This is a genomic window from Enterobacter sp. AG326, from assembly GCF_004362415.1.
GTDB classification, from domain to species: domain Bacteria; phylum Pseudomonadota; class Gammaproteobacteria; order Enterobacterales; family Enterobacteriaceae; genus Enterobacter; species Enterobacter asburiae.
Genome location: NZ_SNXG01000001.1, coordinates 20,343 through 41,097 on the forward strand (window position 1 = coordinate 20,343; position 20,755 = coordinate 41,097).

Sequence of the window (20,755 nt, forward strand, 5' to 3'; positions counted from 1 at the left end):
CGTTCCTCGGGAGTGTTGTGTTGTTATGTTTTTTTATTTTAAAGGTGACGGTGTCACGCCCTGCGGGATCGGACACACGTACGGTTTTTCTTGTAATTGTTGTTCAAACTCTTCGCGGCATTTTTTCAGCAGCGCTGCGTCCTGCAGCAGATTGAGCGCGGTCGCGCCCATTACTTTTCCGGCCAGCAGCATGCCTTTGTGGGCAATGGAGGTACGTCCCTGCGCCACCAGCTGCCAGGTGTGCAGCGGCGTGCCGACGGTAAAGCAGGGGCTGAAGCACTGGGCAACCGGCATTTTCCAGCTGACGTCGCCCACGTCGGTTGAACCCGCCAGCACGTTGTCGGTGACGGAATAAGGCGCGACTTCGTCCACCAGCAGCGTCTCCTGATGACGACGGGCAAAGGCTTTACCCGCGTCTCCCCCCGTTGCGGCAATATTTTTCAGGCTGTTTTGCAGATCGTTGGGCGTCAGGGTGGCGCGGATCTCGCGGGCGAAGGCGCGTTCTTCCTCCGTCCAGAGCGGCGTGCCGTAGTGATGCAGGGTGCGATACATCGCCGCCTCGAGCGTGCGGTTCGGCAGGTAGCTGGAGCAGGCTTTATCAAAGCGGCACTCGACGGTGGTTTCGGTCATCATCGCCGCGCCCTGGGCGATTTTCTCGATGCGTTCGTAGATCTGCTGCGCATCGGCCATCTCCGGGGCGCGGATCAGGTACAGCACCTCAGCCTGCGCCTGCACCACGTTGGGTGAAATCCCGCCGGTATCGGTAATGGCGTAATGGACGCGCGCTTTCTCAATGATGTGTTCGTTGAGGAAGTTGGTGCCGGTGGTCATCAGCGTCACGGCGTCCAGCGCGCTGCGCCCCAGATGAGGGGAGTTGGCCGCATGCGCCGCCACGCCGTGAAAACGCCAGGCCGCCTGAATATTCGCCAGCGTGCTGACGTTAAACATCCCGGCGAACGCTTCCGGGTGCCAGGTGACGGCGGCATCGACGTCATTAAACAGGCCTTCGCGCACCATAAAGGTTTTCCCGGAGCCACCTTCTTCACCGGGACAGCCGTAAAAACGCACCGTTCCGCTGCCGCCGTGCTGCTCCAGCCAGCTTTTCACCGCCACCGCGCCCGCCAGCGCCGCGGTGCCTAAGAGGTTATGCCCGCAGCCGTGGCCGTTGGCTCCCGGCGTGGCGGATTGCGCCGTTGCGCAGTGCGCCTGCTGGCTTAGCCCGGCCAGCGCGTCGTATTCGCCCAGCAGGGCAATGACCGGTTTCCCGCTGCCGAAGCTGGCGATAAAGGCGTTGGGAATACCGCCTGCCTCGCGCGTCAGCGTAAATCCTTCTGACTCCAGCTCGCTGGCGAGCCGCTCGGCGGACCAGAACTCTTCAAAGCGGGTTTCAGGACGATCCCAGATCGCGTCGGCAATATCGGTTAACGTCCGACATCGCGTGTCGATCGCATCGGCAATAAAAGCGTAGTTCTCCTGCATTACACACCTCGCGTCCACGGGAAATTGAGCGCAGTTCGCGCCAGCGTTTCAATGGCGATGGCCATGACCTGCTCATCGAAGTCGAATTTTTCGTTGTGATGTCCGGCGCTCAAATCCGTGCCGAACACCATATACGACGCCATGCCGCCGTTCTCCTGCACGCGGGCCATCATCAGCGTGGCGTCTTCGGAACCCGCTGGCGCCTTCACCTTATCGATGGCGTGAACAACCCCGGAAACCTGGCTCGTCTGTTCGCGCAGATAATCCACCCACGCCGGTGTCGGCGCGCTGGAGGTTGCGGCGCCCATCAGGCGCATCTCGGCGCTCACGCCGTAGAGCGCCGCTGCGCCGGTAATGACCGCCTGCGCGCGTTCAAAGACGTACTGATTAATCGCTTCGCTTTCGCCGCGCGTTTCAACCTTTATCAGGGCATTCGCGGGCACCACGTTGCGTCCGCTGCCCGCCTGCATCACCCCGACGTTCACCCGGGAGGCGCCTTCGCTGTGCGGGGCTATGCTGTGCAGGGCGAGGGCGGCCTGCGCGGCGGCGAGCAGGGCGTTACGTCCGTCCTCCGGTTTACCGCCCGCGTGTGCGGCCACGCCGGTAAAGTTCACGTCGAACTTGGTGGTGGCCATAAAGTTATCGCTGCCGCAAATCACCGTTCCGGCAGGGACGCCGGTACCAATATGAATAGCCGTGAAATAGTCCACGTCGTCCAGCGCGCCGGCGGCAACCATGGCGCGCGCGCCGCGTGTGCCTTCTTCGGCAGGCTGGAAGATCAGCTTGAGGGTGCCGTTGAGCTGCGCTTCATTCTGCTTAAGCACCCGCGCCAGCCCCAGACCAATAGTGGTGTGGCCGTCGTGCGCGCAGGCGTGCATCATGCCCGCGTTGCAGGAGGCAAACCCGTCGCGGAACGGGCGATGGCTTTCATCCAGCGCTTCGCTTAAATCAAGGGCATCCATGTCGACGCGAAACGCCAGGGTCGGTCCAGGGCGGCCGGTGTTAAGAGTCGCCACAATGCCGGTAAACCCGCCCTCAAACGGCGCCAGCCATTTCTCAGGCGCGCCCTGCGCCCGCGCGCGGGCAAACTCTTGCGTCAGGGTAGCGGCATCGGGCAGCCCCATCCGGCTTTCGGCGTCCACCACGTCGCGACCCATCGCCAGTTCGTAACCCAGCGAATCGAGGATTTCCGCGACTTTCGCGGCGGTACGAAACTCTACCCAGCCGGATTCCGCAAAATGGTGAAAATCACGACGCCATGCGCTCAGCTGCGGGGATAACGTCTGGATGTACTGCGCCAGTGTGTCCATATCTGTTCCTGTCATCATTAAAATATGTGAACTGCTTCACGCTGTGATAGTTTTTACTTATCACTAACCGATTTTTCACAGTTTTAACCGTTCAGGAATTACCCTCGCACATCCCTTTCCATTAAAGTAGATGACAGTTTCTTTACTCTGATAAACAACGGTTATCGGTCGGGCTATGACATTCCAGATTAAATTTCATCAAATCCGGGCGTTTGTTGAGGTTGCGCGTCAGGGCAGCATTCGCGGTGCCAGCAGGACGCTGAATCTTTCCCAGCCGGCGCTGACCAAATCCATCAAAGAGCTGGAGGAGGGCATGGCGGCGCAGCTTTTCGTGCGCAGGAGTAAGGGCGTCGCGTTGACCGAATGCGGCGAGGGCTTTTACCAGCGCGCCAGGCTGATTCTGGAAGAGCTGCGCGCGGCGCAGGATGACATCCGTCAGCGGCAGGGTGAGCTGGCCGGGCAGATCAACATCGGAATGGGGGCCAGCGTTTCACGCACGCTGATGCCCGCCGTTATCACCCGCTTTCATGCGCAGCATCCGCAGGTCAAGGTGCGGATTATGGAAGGACAGCTGGTGTCGATGATCAATGAATTACGCCAGGGCGAGCTGGACTTCACCATCAATACCTATTATCAGGGGCCTTACGACCAGGAGTTTACGTTTGAAAAACTCTTCGAAAAACCGTTTGCGGTATTTTGTCGGGAGGGGCATCCGGCAATGGGGGCAACGTCTATTAATGAACTTCTGCATTATAACTGGACAATGCCGACGCCGCGGGGAAGCTATTACAAGCAATTAGAAGAGGTGTTTAGCGATCGCTCGCAAATACCGCGAATTGGTGTAGTTTGCGAAACATTTTCTTCCTGTATTAGCCTGGTCGCGCAAAGTGATTTTTTAAGCATATTGCCGCAGGAACTAGGCTGTGATCCGCTGCTGGCGCACCGTCTGGTCATGCTGCCGGTTGTCGAATCGCTTCCTAAAGCGGCCTATTATTTAATTCAGCGCCGTGATTCACGTCAGACGCCCTTGGCGGAATCATTAATTACGCAATTCAGAAGAGAAGCGAGAAAATTAATCGAAGCGTGAAATGCCTATTAAAAAAACAGGATCTGCCCGACATCAGACAGACCCTATAGTACACACAGCAGTGCGTCCTTTCGCCAATCCTGGGTATTATTTCCATGGGGCAGGTATATTTAGGTATAACACTTTTCCAGAAAAATGAAAGGCAGGTGAGTGATTGATTTAATGAAATTTTAACATAAATCACGTATTTTACCTTTGCTGAAATTTTAGTTAAGTCTGATTTAAGTTTATTTAATAATTACTATATATATTCATCAGGTTAATAATATTGCCACGCATCGTCCTGTAACGGTGATTGAGGCCGGTCTCTGGCGCAGGTATAGTACAGTCCTCAGATGTAGCCGGAGGATGTCCATGAACCCTGACGACAAATCATTTTTTCTTGACGCCATGGAAGATGTCCAGCCCCTGAAGCGCTGCGCGGATATTCACTGGCAGCCCAGCCGCAATACGCGGACGCGCGAGGAGGTGGATAGCGAACAGCTGGATAACTTCCTGACGCTGGATTTTCTTGACGTGCTTCCCCTGGAAGAGCCGCTGGCGTTCCGGCGAGAAGGGGTACAGCAGGGCGTTATTGATAAGCTGCGCTCGGGGAAATATGCCCGCCAGGCCAGCTTAAACCTCCTGCGTCAGCCCGCCGAACGCTGCCGTCAGATGCTCTATTCTTTTATTCGCCAGGCCGGACGCGACGGGTTACGCAATCTGATTATCATTCACGGGAAAGGGCGCGAGCAAAACTCGCATCCCAATGTGGTGCGCAGCTATCTGGCGCGCTGGTTAACCGAGTTTGAGGAAGTGCAGGCCTTCTGCGTGGCGCTGCCGCATCACGGCGGCAGCGGGGCATGCTATGTTTCACTGCGAAAATCGGATGAGGCAAAACAGGAAAACTGGGAGCGGCACGCCAAGCGCAGCCGCTAGCGGGCGATCTCCTCGCCCGCCGGTGACTCAGAACGTTTCCCAGTTGCTGTCGGTAGAGGCGGCTGTCGTCGCCGGGCGCAGCAGCTGTGGCGTTTTCAGACTGGCCGGGCGTGGGGCGACCGCTTTTTCTTTGCCGTTCAGGCGAAACGCGGCCACCGCCTGGCGCAGCTGCTCGGACTGATCTTCCAGTGCCGCAGCCGCCGTGGCGGACTCCTGCACCAGCGCGGCGTTCTGCTGCGTCACGCTGTCCATCTGCGAAACGGCCAGGCTCACCTGCTCAATACCGCGGCTCTGCTCGTCAGAGGCTGATGAAATCTCACCCATGATGTCGGTCACGCGGGTGACGGCAGCGACAATTTCCTTCATGGTGGTGCCAGCCTCGCTGACCTGCTCAGAACCGGTATTGACCCGGCTGACGGAGTTCTCAATAAGCCCTTTGATCTCTTTAGCCGCCTGCGCGCTGCGGCTCGCCAGCGTACGGACTTCACCTGCAACAACCGCAAAACCACGACCCTGTTCCCCGGCGCGTGCCGCTTCCACCGCTGCGTTAAGTGCCAGAATGTTGGTCTGGAACGCGATGCTGTCGATCACGCCGGTAATATGCGCAATTTGCTGCGAACTGTCGGCGATTTCGTTCATGGTGCGAACCACGTTATCCACGACGTGACCGCCGCGCGCGGCCGTTTCAGAGGCGTTTTTCGCCAGCAGCGTTGCCTGACGGGCGTTATCGGAGTTCTGTTTAACCGTCGCGGTCAGCTCTTCCATGCTGGCGGCGGTCTCTTCGAGCGAGGCGGCCTGCTGCTCGGTGCGGGCGGAAAGATCGTTGCTCCCCGCAGCAATTTCGCCTGCGCCGGTGTAGATGGAATCGGTACTTCCACGTACGGCGCTGACGGTGGTCACCAGCGACTGCTGCATCTCATGCAGGCCGGCAGCCAGCTGGCCCATCTCGTTGCGACCGGAGATAGCGATCTCCTGCGTCAGGTCACCCCCTGCAATGGCGCGAATATGGTTCATAATGGAGTGGAGGGGTTTTAACAGCAGGTGCTGTAAACCCTGCCAGATGACCACCAGAACCGCGATAACGGCCAGCAGAATAGCCGCCAGCGTCCACTGCATCTGCGTGAAGCTGCTCTGGTTCTCTTCGGTTGCGGCCTTCAGCAGGGTGTTGTTTTCGGCGCGCCAGCGGTTATAGACCGCTTCCATCTCGTCCTGCGCCTGCTGCGCGTCCAGATCGCCATAGGCCTGGTAGTTGTCGGCACGCAGATACTCAATCGATAAGCGCATCACTTCGTGCATCTGGTTCCAGGACTTCTGCATCTCGTCGGTTAATGCTGCCTCCTGGCCGTTAACCTGCGGCAGCTTCTGCCACTCTTTGTTAAAGGCTTCGGCTTTTGCCAGCGAGTCGGCTGCGGTGCCAAGCAGCTTATTGATCGCCGCAAGGGAAGCCGGGTCGCGCTGGTTTTTCAGGTAGCGGATCGCCACGCGGGTGACGGTGACGCGCGTTTTCACCAGCGTGTTCACGCTGTCGCTCAGGCTTTCCTGCTGGGCATTGAGCACGCCGGAATTCTGGAAGTTATGGCGATCGTTGCTGACGGCAGAGTAGAACAACCCTCCCGTGACAACTTGCAACAGACAGAATATGGTGAGGGCAAAGATAATACCGGTAATCACGTGCAAATTTTTCAGCATAGCGGTCGTCCGTTAGAAAGGATGCAGAGGTACACCAATACTATCGTCGTATAGAATTTAAACTTTAATTTAACTCGCGCTTAACTAAGGGCTCCGGTGAGGAACCTGTTGTAAATCCGGATCATTTTTATGAGGAAGGTTAACATGAGCAGCATTGATAAAAGCGGGACGTACGCGCTCGGGACGCGGACGGTTAAACGACTGGGCTACGGTGCGATGCAGCTCGCCGGGCCGGGCGTCTTTGGCCCTCCTAAGGATAAGCAGGCCGCGCTGGACGTGCTGCGCGAAGCGGTGGCGGCGGGGGTGAACCACATTGATACCAGTGATTTTTATGGTCCTCATGTCACTAACCAGCTGATCCGCGAGGCGCTTCATCCGTACCGGGACGATCTGACGCTCGTCACCAAGATTGGCGCCCGTCGCAACGAAAAAGGTGCCTGGCTGCCGGCCTTTTCCGCGCAGGAACTGACTCAGGCGGTGCATGACAACCTGCGTAATCTGCAGCTGGACGTGCTGGACGTGGTGAATCTGCGGATCATGTTTAGCGCGCACGGGCCGGCGGAAGGGTCGATTGCTGAACCGCTCTCCACCCTGGCCGAATTACAGCAGCAGGGTCTGGTGCGTCATATTGGCCTGAGCAACGTCACGGCCACCCAGGTTGCGGAAGCCCAGAAGATGGTCCCGGTGGTGTGCGTGCAGAACATGTACAACATTGTGAATCGGGGTGACGACGCGCTGGTGGATCTGCTGGCGCAGCAGGGGATCGCGTATGTGCCGTTCTTCCCATTGGGAGGCTTTACGCCACTGCAATCTTCCGGGCTGCAGGCCGTCGCGGATTCACTGGGCGCAACGCCAATGCAGGTTGCGCTGGCATGGCTGCTGCAACGTTCCCCGAATATTCTGCTGATCCCTGGCACCTCTTCCGTGGCGCATCTGCGTCAAAACCTCGCGGCGGGGGAGCTGCGGTTGCCGCCTGAAGCGCTGGAAACGCTGAATTCGCTGATGGATTAAAGGTAACACGCGCAAAGCCTGAAGGATGCTTCCGGCTTTGCGCGCTTAGAGTCCTGTCTGACTTTTCTGCCTGTGAAGCGCTAACGCTTCCGCCACAATCTCCTGCTTGCTCTTACGCGTCTCAAAGGCGGTGGTTCTGATGTACTCCATCAGATCGGGATCGATGCGGGCGCTCAACATTCTGAGATCGGCCTCCTTTGCCAGACCGCGTGCAACACGCTTGTCTGGATAGTCACGGGCTGGCATTGAAAATATTCTCCAGTAAGTCTTGTTAATTCGTTCGGTAAAATATGCTTTTATCTGACTTTAAAGTCAACGTGTAGTTATTGCATAGTGATGTTATTTTTTATAAGTCATAAACTAGATGACTTTTATATGACTTGTGATGTCAGGCCTGTTAACGGCGGGCAACGTTGCTAAATTAAAACCGCTCAAACTTCAACGCGTTTGGGTTCGCCTTTGGAAATGACCTTGATCCTTGTCCATAATCCGTAATACTGTATTTATATACAGTATCTGGCGAGAAAGGCATTATGGACACTCTCTTTTCTTATCACCCAAAACAAGACATTGAATTACCTTTGTTTTTAGAACGCGTGGCCTGTGGTTTTCCCAGCCCGGCGCAGGATTATGTGGAGGATCGTCTCGATCTTAACCGGCTGGCAGTCAGACACCCCAGTGCGACCTATTTTATCAAGGTGAGTGGAGACTCCATGATTGGGGCGGGGATCGGCGACGGCGATCTGCTGGTGGTCGATCGTTCGTTAAATGCCGAACACGGGGATATCGTCGTGGCGTCGGTCGCCGGTGAGTTTACGGTGAAAGAGCTACAGACCCGTCCGGTTCTGAGACTTCTGCCGCATAATGCCCGCTATCAGCCAATTACCTTTCAGTCCGAAGAGGAGCTGCAGATCTTCGGCGTCGTCACCCACACCCTCAAAACGCATAAACATGTTCGCGCTGGTTGATGTGAATAGCTTTTACGCCTCCTGCGAGAAGGTGTTCCGCCCCGATCTGGAGGGGAAACCCATCGTGGTGGTGTCCAATAACGACGGCTGCATCATTTCATTGTCGCGGGAGGCAAAGCAGTTCGGCATAAAAATGGGTGAGCCGTATTTTAAATTCAAAGAAAAACTATACCCGTCAAAAGTTTACGTCTTTAGCTCGAACTATGCGCTGTATGCCGATCTCAGCAGTCGGGTCATGCAGACGCTGACCGATCTCGCCCCGGCAATAGAGATTTACTCCATCGATGAGGCGTTCGTGAACGTTTCAGGGGTCAGTCACTGCCTGTCACTGGAAGCGTTCGGTCACCAGATGCGCACGCAGGTCTTTAAAAATACGGGCTTAACCGTTGGCGTCGGTATTGCCCCGACCAAAACGCTGGCGAAGCTGGCCAACTATGCGGCGAAACGCTGGGCCAGCACGGGCGGCGTGGTCGATCTCTCAGGCCGCGAGCGGCAGCGTAAGCTGCTGGAAAAGGTTCCGGTAGAGGAGGTGTGGGGAGTAGGGCGGCGCATCACGAAAAAGCTCAACGCTATGGGGATCACCACGGCGCTGGAGCTGGCGGAAGCGTCGTCCTGGGTCATTCGCAAACATTTCAACGTGGTACTGGAACGGACGGCCCGGGAGCTTCGCGGTGAGCCCTGCCTTGACCTGGAAGAGTTCACCCCCACGAAGCAGCAAATTATCTGTAGCCGTTCGTTTGGACACCGTATTACACAGTACGAGGAGATGCACCAGGCCATTTGCGCCTACGCGGAACGCGCTGCGGAAAAACTGCGCGGCGAGCATCAATACTGTCGTTTTATCAGCGTGTTTGTGCGCACCAGCCCGCACGCGGACAACGAAATTTATTACGGTAATCAGGCTTCTGTCACCCTGATGACGCCCACCAATGACTCGCGCGATATCATCCGCGCCGCCACGGAGGCGCTGGGGCGTATATGGCTCGACGGCTATCGCTATATGAAAGCCGGGGTCATGCTGGCGGACTTTTTCAGCAGCGGCGTCGCCCAGCTGAATTTGTTTGACGATAATCGTCTGAGCGCCAACAGCGCGGCGCTGATGGAGATGATGGACAGCGTAAATCATTCCGGTAAAGGGAAGATATGGTTCGCCGGGCAGGGTATTGAGAAATCCTGGGCAATGAAGCGTGAGATGCTGTCACCGGCCTATACGACGCGGTACGCCGATTTGCCGGTGGCGAAGTAGAGGATGGTTGCGTTATTTCTTTTGCACCAACCAGGTTGCCGCAGCCGCCAGCGCGCCGATCAGCGGCATTTCGCCCGCTCCGGCCAGGAAGTTATAGCGATCGATCTCATTATTTTTACGGATATCCGCAAGGCGAGTAAGCGCCTCTTTTTCATCCGCGGCGCCGATCTCCTCAAACTGTTTTTCAAACCCCTGAGCGATGAGCTGAGCGGCCGCATCGGTGTTTGCGCTCTCGATCGCAATGAGGTTCGGGCCTTTTTGGAAAAAACAGTAATCCGGCATACGTGCTCCAGAAAGAAGGGATATGGTAAAAACACTCTATTCCTTGCGGTTAAAAAATGCACGTGATTTACGGCGGAAACAATCAGTTTTTCTTTACTATTTCAGGCAGTAACTGCTCGATTACGCTGACGACCTTTCTGACGCGCTGCGGAATAAAGCGGGCGTCAGGATAGACGGCATAGAGGAAGCGATCGGGCAAGCGCCAGTCGGGCAGCACCGGTACCAGCGTGCCCGCCTGCAGCGCCCTGGCCACGAGCGGTCGCTGCATGCCGCCGATACCGATGCCGGCCTCCAGCGCCTGCAGCAGCGCGTCGCTGGTGTTGGCACGGAAAACGGTATTCACGTTGACCTCGACCGTTTCCTCGTCAGAAATCAGGCGCAGGGGGGCATCCAGCGGAATACCGCTGAACCGTACGTGTGGCAGCGTGGTAAGCTCGCTGACGGCGTGTACCGCCTGAAAACCGGGTGCGGCAAACAGCGCGGCTTCAATACGCGCCAGCACGCGAGCCGCGTGCGCCTGCGGAGGCTCACTGCCCAGCCGTATCGCGACATCCACGCCCTCCGTCACCAGATCGGCAAGGCGGTCATCCAGGGAAATCATCAGCTGCAGTTCGGGATGCAGGCGCTGTAGCGCTAGCAGATGCGGCAAAACGATCTGCCCCAGGCCGCTCGGTAACTGGACATGGATGCGTCCCTGAATGCTATGGTCAACAGGATGCAGACGCCTCTCCGCTTCCCCCATTGCGTCCAGCACAAGCTGCATATCACGCCGGTAACGTTCACCCTGTTCGGTCAGCTTCATCGTACGCGTCGTACGGTGCAGCAGCACCACGCCAAGCTCATCCTCAAGCGCCGCGATCTGTTGACTGACGGCGGACTGCTTAATGCCGGTCTGACGGGCTGCCGCCGAAAACGAGCCCGCTTCAGCGACGCGTAGAAAGGTAGAAATGGCGGTGAGCTTATTATTCATTTAATGATTCTGCTTATAAGTGCCATCGGTTTCAGGGGGTATCTCCAGAAAAAATAATATATCACACTGCGTCTGTCACCCTTTCCGGAGAAACACCATGAATAAGATGCAGCAACACAACGTCGCCCTGGTCGCGGGCTCCAGCGGCATAGTCGGCAGACAGCTGGTCAGCACGCTCCAGCACCATCAGTGGGAGGTGATCGGCCTCAGTCGCCGCGAGGTAACCCATCCGGACGGCATTCCCGTGGTGAACGTCGATTTACTGGATGCGCAGGACACCGCGCGGGCGCTGGACGCCCTGAATGGTGTCACCCACATTTTTTACAGCGCCTGGGCGAACGCGGCGAACTGGACGGACATGGTTGAGCCGAACGTTACCATGCTGCGTAATCTGGTCAGCACCCTCGAAAAAACGGCACCTTTACAGACGGTAAGCCTGATGCAGGGGTACAAAGTCTATGGTGCGCATCTGGGGCCGTTTAAAACCCCGGCGCGGGAAAGCGATCCCGGCGTGCCGGGTGCCGAATTTAACGCCGCGCAGCTCGCGTGGCTCAGCCAGTTTCAGCGGGGGAAAGGCTGGCACTGGAATGCCATCAGGCCGGGCGTGGTGGGGAGTGCGGTACCGGGTAATGCCATGAACCTCGCACTGAGCATCGCCCTGTACGCCTCCTTGTGCAGGGCGCTGGGGTTACCGCTGCGTTTTCCCGGTTCGGAACAGGCCTGGCACAGCATCGTTGACCATACCGACGCCGGGCTGCTGGCCGAGGCCACGGTGTGGGCCGCCGCGTCACCTGCGGCACAGAATCAGGCGTTCAACGTGAACAATGGCGATGTCTGGCGCTGGAGCGAGCTGTGGCCGCGCATTGCACGCTGGTTTGAACTGGACTCTGCGCCGCCGGTGAGGTTGTCATTTCATCAGCTGTTTAACGACTATCGCGGGGTATGGCGAGAGCTTGCCGAAGAGCGGCTGGTGGAAGCGGATATTCTGCAGCTGAGCGACGGGCGGTTTGCCGATTTTGTCTTTAGCTGGGATTACGACATGTTCGGTGACGGGAGCAAGCTGCGCAGGGCGGGCTTTACGCAAATGCAGGCCACCGATGAGATGTTTTTCCGCCTGTTCGCGCAGCTGAGAGCCGCGCGGATTATTCCCTGATGAGCCTGGGCGTCCTGGTGCAGGCCAGGACGCCGGGTGCTTACTCAACCGTTAACGCATTCACAACCTCGGCCACGCTTTTCACGCTGCGGATGTTCCCAATCCCCGTGCCGAGCGCGATATAGCCCTCGTCGGTGTTGCCTTCGAGCATGCCAAGACGCAGGCCCCGTAATCCTCCCATCGCCTTGCCCAGCGCTTCGTTGCTTGCGCCTGCTTTATCCATCGACGCCAGTTTTTCCGCCAGCTTGCCGGGAAGAGAGCGGTAGTAATGGGGCACGGTGCGGAAAAGCAGCAAATCGAGGCCGTTGGCGGCAACAATTTTCTCTTTGACGCTCTGCGGCACGCGGCTTTCTTCCGTGCTGATAAACACTGAACCGGCAAACACGCCTTCCGCGCCCAATGCATGCGCCGCTCTGGCGGTGCGATTATCGGTAATGCCGCCCGCGGCCATAACCGGGACGTGCTTCACGGCATCGGCAATCAGCGGCACGATGGAAAAGGTGCCAAGCGCCGTTGCGGGTAACGTCCCGCCCTCATCAAAACCGGTGGCGACGATAATGTCAGCCCCCATTTCTTCCGCGAGGCGGGTGTTCTCCGGCGTTGGGTTGATGTCGCGGTAGATAATGGCGATACCCGCCTCTCTTAACTCGCTGAACAGCGCGGGAATAATGCTGCCTTCCCCATAGCCCGTATACACCACGGCCCTGACGCCTTCGTCTTTCACCACCTGAAGAATAGGCCCTGTCCAGACGTCATTAACGGCCGTGGGGATCAGGTTCACGCCAAACGGTTTCTCGGTCAGTCGTTTGGTCTTACGAATTTCTTCGCGCATTTTTTCGGCGGTCTCTTCCGGCGTGGAGACCGCGGTGTCGGCGGTTAAACCGGCATTGGGCCCCAGCACGCCGAGTCCTCCGGCATTGCTGACCGCAGCAACTAAACGGGCATCGGTGAGCCAGGATAACGGCCCCTGAATAACAGGTTTTTCGATGCCCAGGATCTGGCAAATACGGTTATTTTTCATAGCGGACTCTCCCTCACGTTTGAATGGGGAAGAGTGTAGGGCGCAGGATTGTTAGGAAAAATAGCCAAAAAGATTCATCACTGTTATAAAATTAATAACAATCATTTTATCCTGCTCGCGACAAAAGCGTTCCTTATGCAAATAAACCTCTTTGAAGCTATTCGAATTTTTATTGAAATTGTCGAGTCAGGCAGTCTTACCCAGGCGGCGGAGAATCTGCAGGTCCATCGTCCGGCAGTTACCAAAGCGTTACAGCTTCTGGAGCAGCACAGCGGCACCCGGCTACTGCAGCGCACAACGCGTCGGATTAGCCTGACGCCGGATGGGGAAGCCTTTTATCGCCGGAGTAAACCCCTGCTGGCGCAGGCGGACGAATTGCTGGAGTCGTTTGGTACGGACCGGGCAATACACGGCCAGCTGCGTGTGGATATGCCGGTCTCTTTTGCCACGCTGCGGGTGATACCCAATCTGCCTGATTTTTATCGTCAGCATCCTGAGATCGACATCATTCTGAGCAGCTCTGACCGCCGTCGGGATATGCTGCGGGATGGCCTGGACTGCGTGCTGCGGGTGGGAGAGCTGGAGGACGGCGAGTATATCGCGCGTAAAATCGGGAACATCAAAATCACGACCTGCGCCAGCCCGGCCTGGCTGGCAAAACACGGTACGCCAGAAACGCCGGATGATTTACGCAAGCATCAGGCCATCAACTGGATTAATAACAGCAGCAGACAAATTCATCCGTGGACGTTTACCACGCCAGAAGGCATCGCGGAAATTACCCTGCCCGGTAAGCTTGTCGTGGATAACTCCGAGGCCTACATCGCGGCAGGCCTTGCCGGGCTGGGGTTAATGCAGGGGATGAATCTCTTTCTCCAGCCTTACATAGACCGCGGTCTTCTGGTTGAAGTCCTGCCGGACTATCGTTCGCCGGACCGCAAGCTGTCACTGCTCTATCCACACCGCCATCTCTCCCGCAAGGTGCGGGTCTTTACCGAATGGCTGGAGAGTCTGGTGTGAAAGCAGCCAGCTCGTGACACAGCGCGCCAATCTGCTCCACGGCGTTCAGCAGGCGGGGCGTGGGTTCGTTTGCGCAGTTCAGCCGCAGAAAGTGCGTTAACTCCGCGGCAGGGGAAAACAGGGGGCCAGGGCTGACGCCAATGCCCAGCGCCAGCGCGCGACGGTGCACCTCCAGCGCGTTGACCCGCTGAGGCAGTTCAACCCACAGCAGGAAACCTGCAGCGGGCACGTTAACGCGCGTACCGGGTGGAAAGCTCGCCTTGATCTGCGCCACGACGGCGTGAACGCCCTCTGCGATCCGGCGCTTCAGCCGCCGCAGATGGCGATCGTAGTCGCCGCTCGCCAGAACTTCGCTCGTCGCCGCTTCCAGCAGCGGGGCACCAGCCCATTCTCCGGCCATGCGGGCCTGTAAGACCTGCGGGGAGTAGCGTCCGGCGGCGATCCAGCCGATTCGCCATCCGGGCGCAAGCGTTTTAGACAGGGAACTGCAGTAAATCACATTCCCGCTCTGGTCGAACGCCTTGCAGGCCGGAGGGCGTTGCCCCTCGCCGACCAGGTCACCGTAAACATCGTCTTCAATCAAGGGAATACCCGCCTCTTCCAGCAGGGCAACCAGCTCCTGCTTGCGCGCGACGGGCATGCTGGCACCCAAAGGATTTTGTACCGTGGGCGAGGCCAGAACGGCAGCAGGGCGGTGGCGGCGAATAGCGTCCGCCAGCGGTTCCAGCAGCAGGCCTTCCACAGGGTCGGTGGGGATCGCTAAAGCCTTCAGGCCTAAATCCTCCAGCAGCAGGAGCGTGCCAAAGTAGGCGGGCTGCTCAATCGCCACGACATCGCCCGGCAGGCACACGGCCCGAAGGGCCAGGCGCAGCGCCTGCGTCGCGCCTGCGGTAATAATGAGATCGTCCGCACCGAACCGGGCTCCCCACTGGGCAGAGCGCGCGGCAATCTTGCTTCGCAAATCCCGCCTTCCCGGAGGCAGGCTGTAGCTCTGTCCATGCGCGTCCAGACGACGGCCCGCAGAGTGCAACGCCCGCTGCAGCGCATCTCCCGGCAGCCACGCGGGATCGGGCAGGGCGGCGCCCAGCGGGATCAGCCGGGCTTCTGCACTGCTGAACAGCGACCGGGCCACGGCGGACATGGTGACGGGGACCGGGCCCGGCGAGGAACGCGCGGGCTCCGCGCGCGGAGGCTGGCTGGTCTGGCGGATGTAATAGCCTGAACGTGGACGCGCAACGATCAGCCCTTCAGCCTCCAGGCAGCGAAGGGCCTCCAGCGCCGTCGGAAGGCTAACGCGCTCGCGTTCGGCCAGTTTGCGCGCGGAGATCATCCTGTCACCGGCGCGCAGCGCGCCGGACGTAATGGTAAGACGCAGCATATCCGCAATACGGCGATAGTGAGGAGAGGACTGGGACGGGGCAGACATGGGTAACTGTTCAGGCTAATTTTCGATAAAACTGACTATACAGCCATTGATGCGCGCCATCTATAGTGTCCGGCATGATCAGGACAAGGAGGCATTATGCACAGCGATAACTTCAACATTTCCACCTATTTCAACCGCATAAACTACACCGGACCGGCGGCTGTCGATACGGCCACCCTGCATGCGCTGATGCGCCATCAGCTCTTTTCAGTCCCCTTTGAGAATCTGGACGTGCAGGCGGGCAAAGTTGTCTCGCTGGCGCCGGACGATATTGCCGATAAGGTGTTAACGCAGGGGCGCGGCGGCTACTGCTATGAGGTAAACGGGCTTTTTGCCATGGCGCTGGAGGCGTTAGGGATCCCTTACCGCTTCGTGGCGGCGCGCCCGATGTTCTACCCCGCGCGGCGGCCGAAAACCCATATGGCGCTCATCGCTGAGGTAGATAGCCGACAGTGGCTTTGCGACCTCGGGTTCGGCAGCTACGGCATTCGCGCGCCGATGGCGCTGGACACGCTTGATGTGGATATCACGCAGGATTTCGACACGTTCCGACTGAGCCGCAGCGCGGAGGGTGAGTATTTGCTTGAGGCGAAGGTTGAGGGGGAATGGGCCCGGCAGTACGGCTTTGATCTCACCCCTCAGGAATGGATTGACTTCGTTCCGGCCAACTACCTTAACTCCACGCACCCGGATGCCATCTTTGTGCAGAAGCGGGTGGTGGTGCAGCACAGCCCGGAAGGACGCCAGATTTTACTGGGCGATATGCTGAAAACCATCACGGCGAACGGCACTGAAACGCGGAAACTGGCGGAGGATGAAATCCGCCATGTCCTGAAAAACCGTTTTGCGCTGACCGCCGCGTAATCTGCCGGGGAACGAGGAGGGCCTCAGCGCAGCCCGTCTTCTGCGGCGTTGCGCTGAGTTCCCCACTGTAACAGCAGGCTAAACGACGCGGGTAACACGGTCAGCGTCACCAGCGTCGCGACCAGCAGCCCGCCGATAATCGCATAGGCCATTGGCCCCCAGAAGACCTGATGAGAGATCGGGATCATGCCCAGAATGGCGGCGCAGGCGGTCAGGCGGATGGGTCTGGCCCGGTGCTCCGCGGCCGCCATAATGGCGGCATCGTTTGCTATCCCCTGAGCAAGATTGCTGTCAACCTCGCTAATCAATATCACCGCGTTGCGCACGATCATCCCCGCCAGGGCGATAACGCCCAGCAGCGCGACAAACCCCATCGGCGTGCCGCCGGGCAGCATAGCCAGCACGATCCCCGGCAAGCCAAACGGGGCCATCAGGAGGGCCAGCAGCATCCGGGAATATCGCCGCAGCTGAAGCATCAGCAGCAACAGCATGAGGACCAGCGTTACCGGAAGAACGCTAAAGACGGAGCTGTTCCCCTTGTCCGATTCGGCAACCGCACCGCCTTCTTCAATGCTGTAACCTGCGGGCAGGCTCGCGCGCAGCCTGTCGACCGCCGGACGAAGCGCCGCGGATACCGCTTCAGCCTTCAGCCCCGGGGCAAGGTCCGTTTGCACCGTGATAAAGGGCACGCGCTGGCGACGCCAGATGACCGGATCGTCCACGCCCCAGACCGGCGTCGCGACGGCGCTGAGCGGAATTTTTTTACCGTCATTCCCCTGAATCGTGAGCGAGGAGAGGGTGGCGGTGCTGTGACGTGCATCGTCCGTGGCCCGCAGCACCACGTCGACAAGGCGGTCGTTATCCCTGATGGAGGTAACAACGCTGCCGGACCAGACGGTGTTCAGCGTGCGGGCGAGGCTTTCTGACGATATTCCCGCCGCCCTGGCCGCCGTCTGATTCACCTCAAGGGTTATGACCCTCTCCGGCTCTCCGGCCGTCTGGTTAACGTCGCGTGAGAACGGGGACTGCCCAATCGCGTCCGTGAGACGGTTCGCAAACGCCCGAACCTGCAGATAATCTGGCCCGCTCACCCGGTATTTGATGGGCCAGCCGACGGGCGGCCCCAGCTCAAGGGGCGACACACGCGTGATGATGTCGCTAAACTGCGTCGCCAGGATCCTGTTGAGCTGCGCATGCAGACGATCCCGCGCCTCAAGATCCTTAGCCACCACGACCATCTGGGCGATATTTTCATTTTCCAGCAGCACGTCCATCGGCAGGTAAAAACGGATGGCGCCCGACCCGACGTACGTCGAATAGCGATCGATGTTGCCGTTGCCGGCCAGCGCCTTTTCCAGCTTTTCCACCTCTCTTAGCGTTTCCGGCTGCGACGCGTTGGCCGGAAGCGTCAGGCTGACCAGCAGCTCAGGCCTGTCCGAAGCGGGGAAAAACTCGCCCTGCATAAACGTCGTGCCGTACGCGGACAGCCCCAGCGCGGAAAGCGCAATCAGCACGGTAGCGAGCCGGTGACGCAGTGCCAGACGTAAAAGCCGTCCGTACCCGCGCGCGATCCTGCCGGGGCCTGCCGCGTGAGGTCTGACTTTTTCCGGCAGCAGCCACGTGCCCGTCAGCGGCGAAAACAGGATCGCGACAGCCCAGGAACAGAGCAGGGCAATCAGCACCACCGCAAACAGGGAAAAGCAGTATTCACCGGCGCTGGAGGCCGCAAAACCAACGGGAATAAAGCCGGCAATCATTACCAGAGTACCGGTGAGCATCGGGAAGGCCGTCGTTTTGAATGCATGGGTAGCCGCGTGCCGACGGGAATCCCCCGCTTCCAGCCGGGAGACCATCGTTTCAACGGCGATCATGGCGTCATCCACCAGCAGGCCCAGGGCAATGATCAGCGCCCCGAGCGAGATGCGCTGAAGGCCGATGCCGGCGAGCATCATGCCGGCAAACGTCATGGCGAGCACCAGCGGGATGGCCGTCGCCACCACCAGTCCGGCCCGTAAGCCCAGAGAGACAAATGAAACCGCCAGCACGATAATAACGGCTTCGATAAGCACCCGGATAAACCCGCTTACCGCGTCACTGACCACCGCTGACTGATCGGCAACTTTCACCATCTCGATACCGTGCGGCAGCCCGGCGCTGAGGGCCGCCATTCTGGCGTTCAGCGCAGCGCCGAAACGCAGCATGTTGCCCGTTGGCGCCATCGACACCGCCAGTCCGATAGCCGGTCTACCGTTCACCCGGTAGGCCGGGGCCGGTGGCTCGGCGATTTCCCGGGTGATGGTGGCAATGTCGGTCAGCGGAATATAGCGATTGTTCACGTGCAGCGTGACGGCGCGTAAGCTCTCTTCGGTCGTGAGCGCCCCGCTGACCTTGATCGCCATGTTCTCTTTTTCGGTACGCATCGTTCCTGCCGGGACAACCGCGTTTTGCGCCCGTAGGGCGTCGGCGACCGCCTGAATATCGAGCCCCATCCCGGCCAGGCGTGCCGGAGAAAAGGCGAGGACCCACTGCTCCTGCTGTTCGCCCAGCAGGGTGGTTTTGCCCATATCCGGCAGGGACATGAGCTCGCGCCGTATTGTCTCTACGCGATCCCGCACCTCCCGCAGGGTGAAGCCCTCGGGAATAAAGGCGTAAATTGTGCCGAACGTGTCGTCAAACTCGTCGTCCACGGCAGGACCCTGCACCCCATCAGGCAGGGACGGCGCGATGTCCTGCATTTTTTTGCGAACCTGATACCAGATGTCCGGCACGCTCTGCGGGGGCGTATCGTCACGGAGGTTGACGTGGATAACGGTGCGTCCGGCCCGGGTTTCACTTTCGAGATAGTCCAGCCAGGGCGTTTCCTGCAGCTTTTTTTCAAGCGTATCGGTGAGCAGGCGGGTGGTATCCGCCACGGTTGCTCCCGGCCACTGCGCGGAGACGACGGCCGTTTTAATGGTAAAAGCCGGATCTTCGTTACGCGGCAGCTTTTCATAGCAAAACACGCCCATCGCAATCACCAGCAGCATGAAAAAGCTGACCATCTGCTGGTTCTTCAGCGCCCAGGCGGAGAGGTTAAATTTGGCTTCCGGTCCTGTGTTCATGGCTGAACCTCTCCGGCAACCACCGGCTCGCCGGACCGCAATGTGCTCACGCCCGCCGTAATCACCCGGTCGCCCGGCTCAAGGCCGGAGGCAATCATGACGGAGGAGGCCGTATAGCTCGCGGGCACCACCGCGCGCAGCTGCGCCCGCGACTGCGGGGTAATCACAAAAACGGCGGGTTTGTCGCCGACGCGGGTCAGCGCCGAGGCGGGAAGGGTGTATCCGCGCGGGGCAGACGATGGCAACGTGACGGTCACGCTGGCGCCCAGCGCCATGGCCGCGGGCGGGTTTTGCAGGGTGGCCCTGACGCGCCAGGTGCGGGTCTGAGGATCGGCCTGCGGGGTGATATCCCGCAGCGCGGCAGACGCCTGTACCGACGGGTTGCTGAGGAGGGAAACCCGCAAAGCTGTCTTATCCAGAGGCGGGATCGCATCGGGAGTGGCAATATCAAACGCCACGTCGCGGGCTTCACCGGTCGCCAGCGTCAGCACGGACTGACCGTCGCTGACAACCTGTCCCGAAGTGGCGTTCACGGCCGTGATGACGCCCGCCTGCGGCGCGATCATGCGCGTCCAGCCGAGGCTTTCGCGGGCATTTCGCCACGCGGCCTCGCTGCTTTTTAAGCGCGCGCGGGCGACAAGCCAGTCCGCACGGGCGCTGTCGAGCTGCGTGCGGGCTATCGCACCCGTTGGCATGAGCTTTTGCATTCGGCTGACGTTAAGCGCGGCAACCTGCGCCGAGGCTTTGGCGCCTTCATAGTCGGCCGCCGCGCCGTCGAGCTGGTTTTGCCCGGTCGCGTTGTCAAGCGTGGCCAGCAGCTGTCCGGCAGTGACCCGGTCGCCAATATCAACGCTGCGCGTCAGTATCCGGCCCCCGGTCCGAAAGCTCAGGGTCGTTTCATCGTGGGCATGGATCTCACCGGTTCTTTCCAGCGCGGGAAGGGTCTGGGCGGCCCCGACGACGACGTAGCGTACCGCTCGCGCCGGGTCGGGCTTATTTTCGTGTTTATCACCGCAGCCGGTCAGCGGAAAAATCGCCAGCGCAAGCAGGGCCAGGGGAAGAAAATGCAGCCAGGAAAGGGTGCGCGCCACGCCGTACATATGATGCAGGCAATGGCGGAGGGAGAGAAAAAATTCGTCTGACATAACGCCGCTCCATAAAGGGAATGGCGTTATTAAATGCGCGCTACGTCGAGAAAGATTCGACGTTC

18 protein-coding genes are annotated in these 20,755 nt (G+C 59.1%); 8 read left to right on the forward strand and 10 right to left on the reverse strand.

Annotated features, from left to right (window positions below; all coding sequences use genetic code 11):
- Positions 1-33: 33 nt before the first annotated feature.
- Both DFO52_RS00120 and DFO52_RS00125 read right to left on the reverse strand, forming a co-directional pair.
- Positions 34-1,479, reverse strand: a complete 1,446-nt coding sequence (locus DFO52_RS00120; RefSeq protein ID WP_133548676.1) for a M20 family metallopeptidase — start codon at positions 1,477-1,479, stop codon at positions 34-36.
- Complete coding sequence (locus DFO52_RS00125; protein ID WP_133548678.1) at positions 1,479-2,789, reverse strand: M20 family metallo-hydrolase; 1,311 nt, start codon at positions 2,787-2,789, stop codon at positions 1,479-1,481. The genes DFO52_RS00120 and DFO52_RS00125 overlap by 1 nt, the downstream gene beginning before the upstream one ends.
- 175 nt (positions 2,790-2,964) lie before the next feature.
- Here DFO52_RS00125 and DFO52_RS00130 point away from each other — a divergent pair, with 175 nt between their 5' ends.
- Positions 2,965-3,876, forward strand: a complete 912-nt coding sequence (locus DFO52_RS00130; protein ID WP_133548681.1) for a LysR family transcriptional regulator — start codon at positions 2,965-2,967, stop codon at positions 3,874-3,876.
- 354 nt (positions 3,877-4,230) lie between these two features.
- Complete coding sequence (gene smrA, locus DFO52_RS00135; RefSeq protein ID WP_059346655.1) at positions 4,231-4,794, forward strand: DNA endonuclease SmrA; 564 nt, start codon at positions 4,231-4,233, stop codon at positions 4,792-4,794.
- A 27-nt stretch (positions 4,795-4,821) separates the two neighbouring features.
- On the opposite strand, the gene DFO52_RS00140 is transcribed toward smrA, so the two are convergent.
- Entirely contained in the window at positions 4,822-6,483 is a 1,662-nt protein-coding gene (locus tag DFO52_RS00140) for a methyl-accepting chemotaxis protein (protein WP_133548683.1), read from the reverse strand.
- Between the two features lie 144 nt (positions 6,484-6,627).
- Between DFO52_RS00140 and DFO52_RS00145 the strand changes: the two genes are divergently transcribed.
- Positions 6,628-7,494, forward strand: a complete 867-nt coding sequence (locus tag DFO52_RS00145; protein WP_054830290.1) for an aldo/keto reductase family oxidoreductase — start codon at positions 6,628-6,630, stop codon at positions 7,492-7,494.
- A gap of 45 nt (positions 7,495-7,539) precedes the next feature.
- Here DFO52_RS00145 and DFO52_RS00150 read toward each other — a convergent pair whose 3' ends face one another.
- A complete protein-coding gene (locus tag DFO52_RS00150) occupies positions 7,540-7,740 on the reverse strand; it encodes a hypothetical protein (protein ID WP_029740281.1) in 201 nt (66 codons plus the stop codon).
- A gap of 287 nt (positions 7,741-8,027) precedes the next feature.
- Here DFO52_RS00150 and umuD point away from each other — a divergent pair, with 287 nt between their 5' ends.
- Both umuD and umuC read left to right on the forward strand, forming a co-directional pair.
- Positions 8,028-8,462, forward strand: coding sequence for a translesion error-prone DNA polymerase V autoproteolytic subunit (umuD, locus tag DFO52_RS00155; RefSeq protein WP_029740280.1), 435 nt, complete (start codon positions 8,028-8,030; stop codon positions 8,460-8,462).
- Entirely contained in the window at positions 8,446-9,708 is a 1,263-nt protein-coding gene (umuC, locus tag DFO52_RS00160; RefSeq protein WP_133548685.1) for a translesion error-prone DNA polymerase V subunit UmuC, read from the forward strand. The genes umuD and umuC overlap by 17 nt, the downstream gene beginning before the upstream one ends.
- A gap of 12 nt (positions 9,709-9,720) precedes the next feature.
- On the opposite strand, the gene DFO52_RS00165 is transcribed toward umuC, so the two are convergent.
- Both DFO52_RS00165 and DFO52_RS00170 read right to left on the reverse strand, forming a co-directional pair.
- A complete protein-coding gene (locus tag DFO52_RS00165; RefSeq protein WP_029740278.1) occupies positions 9,721-9,990 on the reverse strand; it encodes a hypothetical protein in 270 nt (89 codons plus the stop codon).
- Positions 9,991-10,072: 82 nt separating this feature from the next.
- Positions 10,073-10,960, reverse strand: a complete 888-nt coding sequence (locus DFO52_RS00170; RefSeq protein WP_133548687.1) for a LysR family transcriptional regulator — start codon at positions 10,958-10,960, stop codon at positions 10,073-10,075.
- Between the two features lie 97 nt (positions 10,961-11,057).
- Here DFO52_RS00170 and DFO52_RS00175 point away from each other — a divergent pair, with 97 nt between their 5' ends.
- Complete coding sequence (locus tag DFO52_RS00175; protein ID WP_133548689.1) at positions 11,058-12,113, forward strand: SDR family oxidoreductase; 1,056 nt, start codon at positions 11,058-11,060, stop codon at positions 12,111-12,113.
- A 40-nt stretch (positions 12,114-12,153) separates the two neighbouring features.
- Here DFO52_RS00175 and DFO52_RS00180 read toward each other — a convergent pair whose 3' ends face one another.
- Positions 12,154-13,134, reverse strand: coding sequence for a nitronate monooxygenase (locus tag DFO52_RS00180; RefSeq protein ID WP_133548691.1), 981 nt, complete (start codon positions 13,132-13,134; stop codon positions 12,154-12,156).
- Between the two features lie 135 nt (positions 13,135-13,269).
- On the opposite strand from DFO52_RS00180, the gene DFO52_RS00185 reads away from it, so the two are divergent.
- Positions 13,270-14,154, forward strand: coding sequence for a LysR family transcriptional regulator (locus tag DFO52_RS00185; RefSeq protein WP_133548693.1), 885 nt, complete (start codon positions 13,270-13,272; stop codon positions 14,152-14,154).
- Here DFO52_RS00185 and DFO52_RS00190 read toward each other — a convergent pair.
- Positions 14,126-15,580, reverse strand: coding sequence for a PLP-dependent aminotransferase family protein (locus DFO52_RS00190; protein ID WP_133548697.1), 1,455 nt, complete (start codon positions 15,578-15,580; stop codon positions 14,126-14,128). The genes DFO52_RS00185 and DFO52_RS00190 overlap by 29 nt on opposite strands.
- Positions 15,581-15,676: 96 nt before the next feature.
- Between DFO52_RS00190 and DFO52_RS00195 the strand changes: the two genes are divergently transcribed.
- A complete protein-coding gene (locus DFO52_RS00195) occupies positions 15,677-16,444 on the forward strand; it encodes an arylamine N-acetyltransferase (protein ID WP_133548699.1) in 768 nt (255 codons plus the stop codon).
- 23 nt (positions 16,445-16,467) lie between these two features.
- Here the strand turns inward: DFO52_RS00195 and DFO52_RS00200 are convergent, their stop codons facing one another.
- Together DFO52_RS00200 and DFO52_RS00205 are read right to left on the reverse strand one after the other, a co-directional pair.
- On the reverse strand, positions 16,468-19,545 hold the full coding sequence (locus DFO52_RS00200; RefSeq protein WP_133548701.1) for an efflux RND transporter permease subunit: 3,078 nt from the start codon (positions 19,543-19,545) through the stop codon (positions 16,468-16,470).
- The gene (locus DFO52_RS00205; RefSeq protein ID WP_133548703.1) at positions 19,542-20,690 is read right to left on the reverse strand and encodes an efflux RND transporter periplasmic adaptor subunit; all 1,149 of its coding nucleotides are present in this window, start codon (positions 20,688-20,690) and stop codon (positions 19,542-19,544) included. The genes DFO52_RS00200 and DFO52_RS00205 overlap by 4 nt, the downstream gene beginning before the upstream one ends.
- Positions 20,691-20,755 lie beyond the last annotated feature (65 nt).

Bases quoted from the DNA above. Each gene is read 5' to 3' on its own strand.
- DFO52_RS00170 (WP_133548687.1), bottom strand. From the start codon at position 10,960: ATGAATAATAAGCTCACCGCCATTTCTACCTTTCTACGCGTCGCTGAA.
- DFO52_RS00185 (WP_133548693.1), top strand. From the start codon at position 13,270: ATGCAAATAAACCTCTTTGAAGCTATTCGAATTTTTATTGAAATTGTC.
- DFO52_RS00190 (WP_133548697.1), bottom strand. From the start codon at position 15,580: ATGTCTGCCCCGTCCCAGTCCTCTCCTCACTATCGCCGTATTGCGGAT.
- DFO52_RS00200 (WP_133548701.1), bottom strand. From the start codon at position 19,545: ATGAACACAGGACCGGAAGCCAAATTTAACCTCTCCGCCTGGGCGCTG.
- DFO52_RS00120 (WP_133548676.1), bottom strand. From the start codon at position 1,479: ATGCAGGAGAACTACGCTTTTATTGCCGATGCGATCGACACGCGATGT.
- DFO52_RS00125 (WP_133548678.1), bottom strand. From the start codon at position 2,789: ATGGACACACTGGCGCAGTACATCCAGACGTTATCCCCGCAGCTGAGC.
- DFO52_RS00145 (WP_054830290.1), top strand. From the start codon at position 6,628: ATGAGCAGCATTGATAAAAGCGGGACGTACGCGCTCGGGACGCGGACG.
- DFO52_RS00175 (WP_133548689.1), top strand. From the start codon at position 11,058: ATGAATAAGATGCAGCAACACAACGTCGCCCTGGTCGCGGGCTCCAGC.
- umuD (WP_029740280.1), top strand. From the start codon at position 8,028: ATGGACACTCTCTTTTCTTATCACCCAAAACAAGACATTGAATTACCT.
- DFO52_RS00150 (WP_029740281.1), bottom strand. From the start codon at position 7,740: ATGCCAGCCCGTGACTATCCAGACAAGCGTGTTGCACGCGGTCTGGCA.
- DFO52_RS00180 (WP_133548691.1), bottom strand. From the start codon at position 13,134: ATGAAAAATAACCGTATTTGCCAGATCCTGGGCATCGAAAAACCTGTT.
- DFO52_RS00130 (WP_133548681.1), top strand. From the start codon at position 2,965: ATGACATTCCAGATTAAATTTCATCAAATCCGGGCGTTTGTTGAGGTT.
- smrA (WP_059346655.1), top strand. From the start codon at position 4,231: ATGAACCCTGACGACAAATCATTTTTTCTTGACGCCATGGAAGATGTC.
- DFO52_RS00205 (WP_133548703.1), bottom strand. From the start codon at position 20,690: ATGTCAGACGAATTTTTTCTCTCCCTCCGCCATTGCCTGCATCATATG.
- DFO52_RS00140 (WP_133548683.1), bottom strand. From the start codon at position 6,483: ATGCTGAAAAATTTGCACGTGATTACCGGTATTATCTTTGCCCTCACC.
- umuC (WP_133548685.1), top strand. From the start codon at position 8,446: ATGTTCGCGCTGGTTGATGTGAATAGCTTTTACGCCTCCTGCGAGAAG.
- DFO52_RS00165 (WP_029740278.1), bottom strand. From the start codon at position 9,990: ATGCCGGATTACTGTTTTTTCCAAAAAGGCCCGAACCTCATTGCGATC.
- DFO52_RS00195 (WP_133548699.1), top strand. From the start codon at position 15,677: ATGCACAGCGATAACTTCAACATTTCCACCTATTTCAACCGCATAAAC.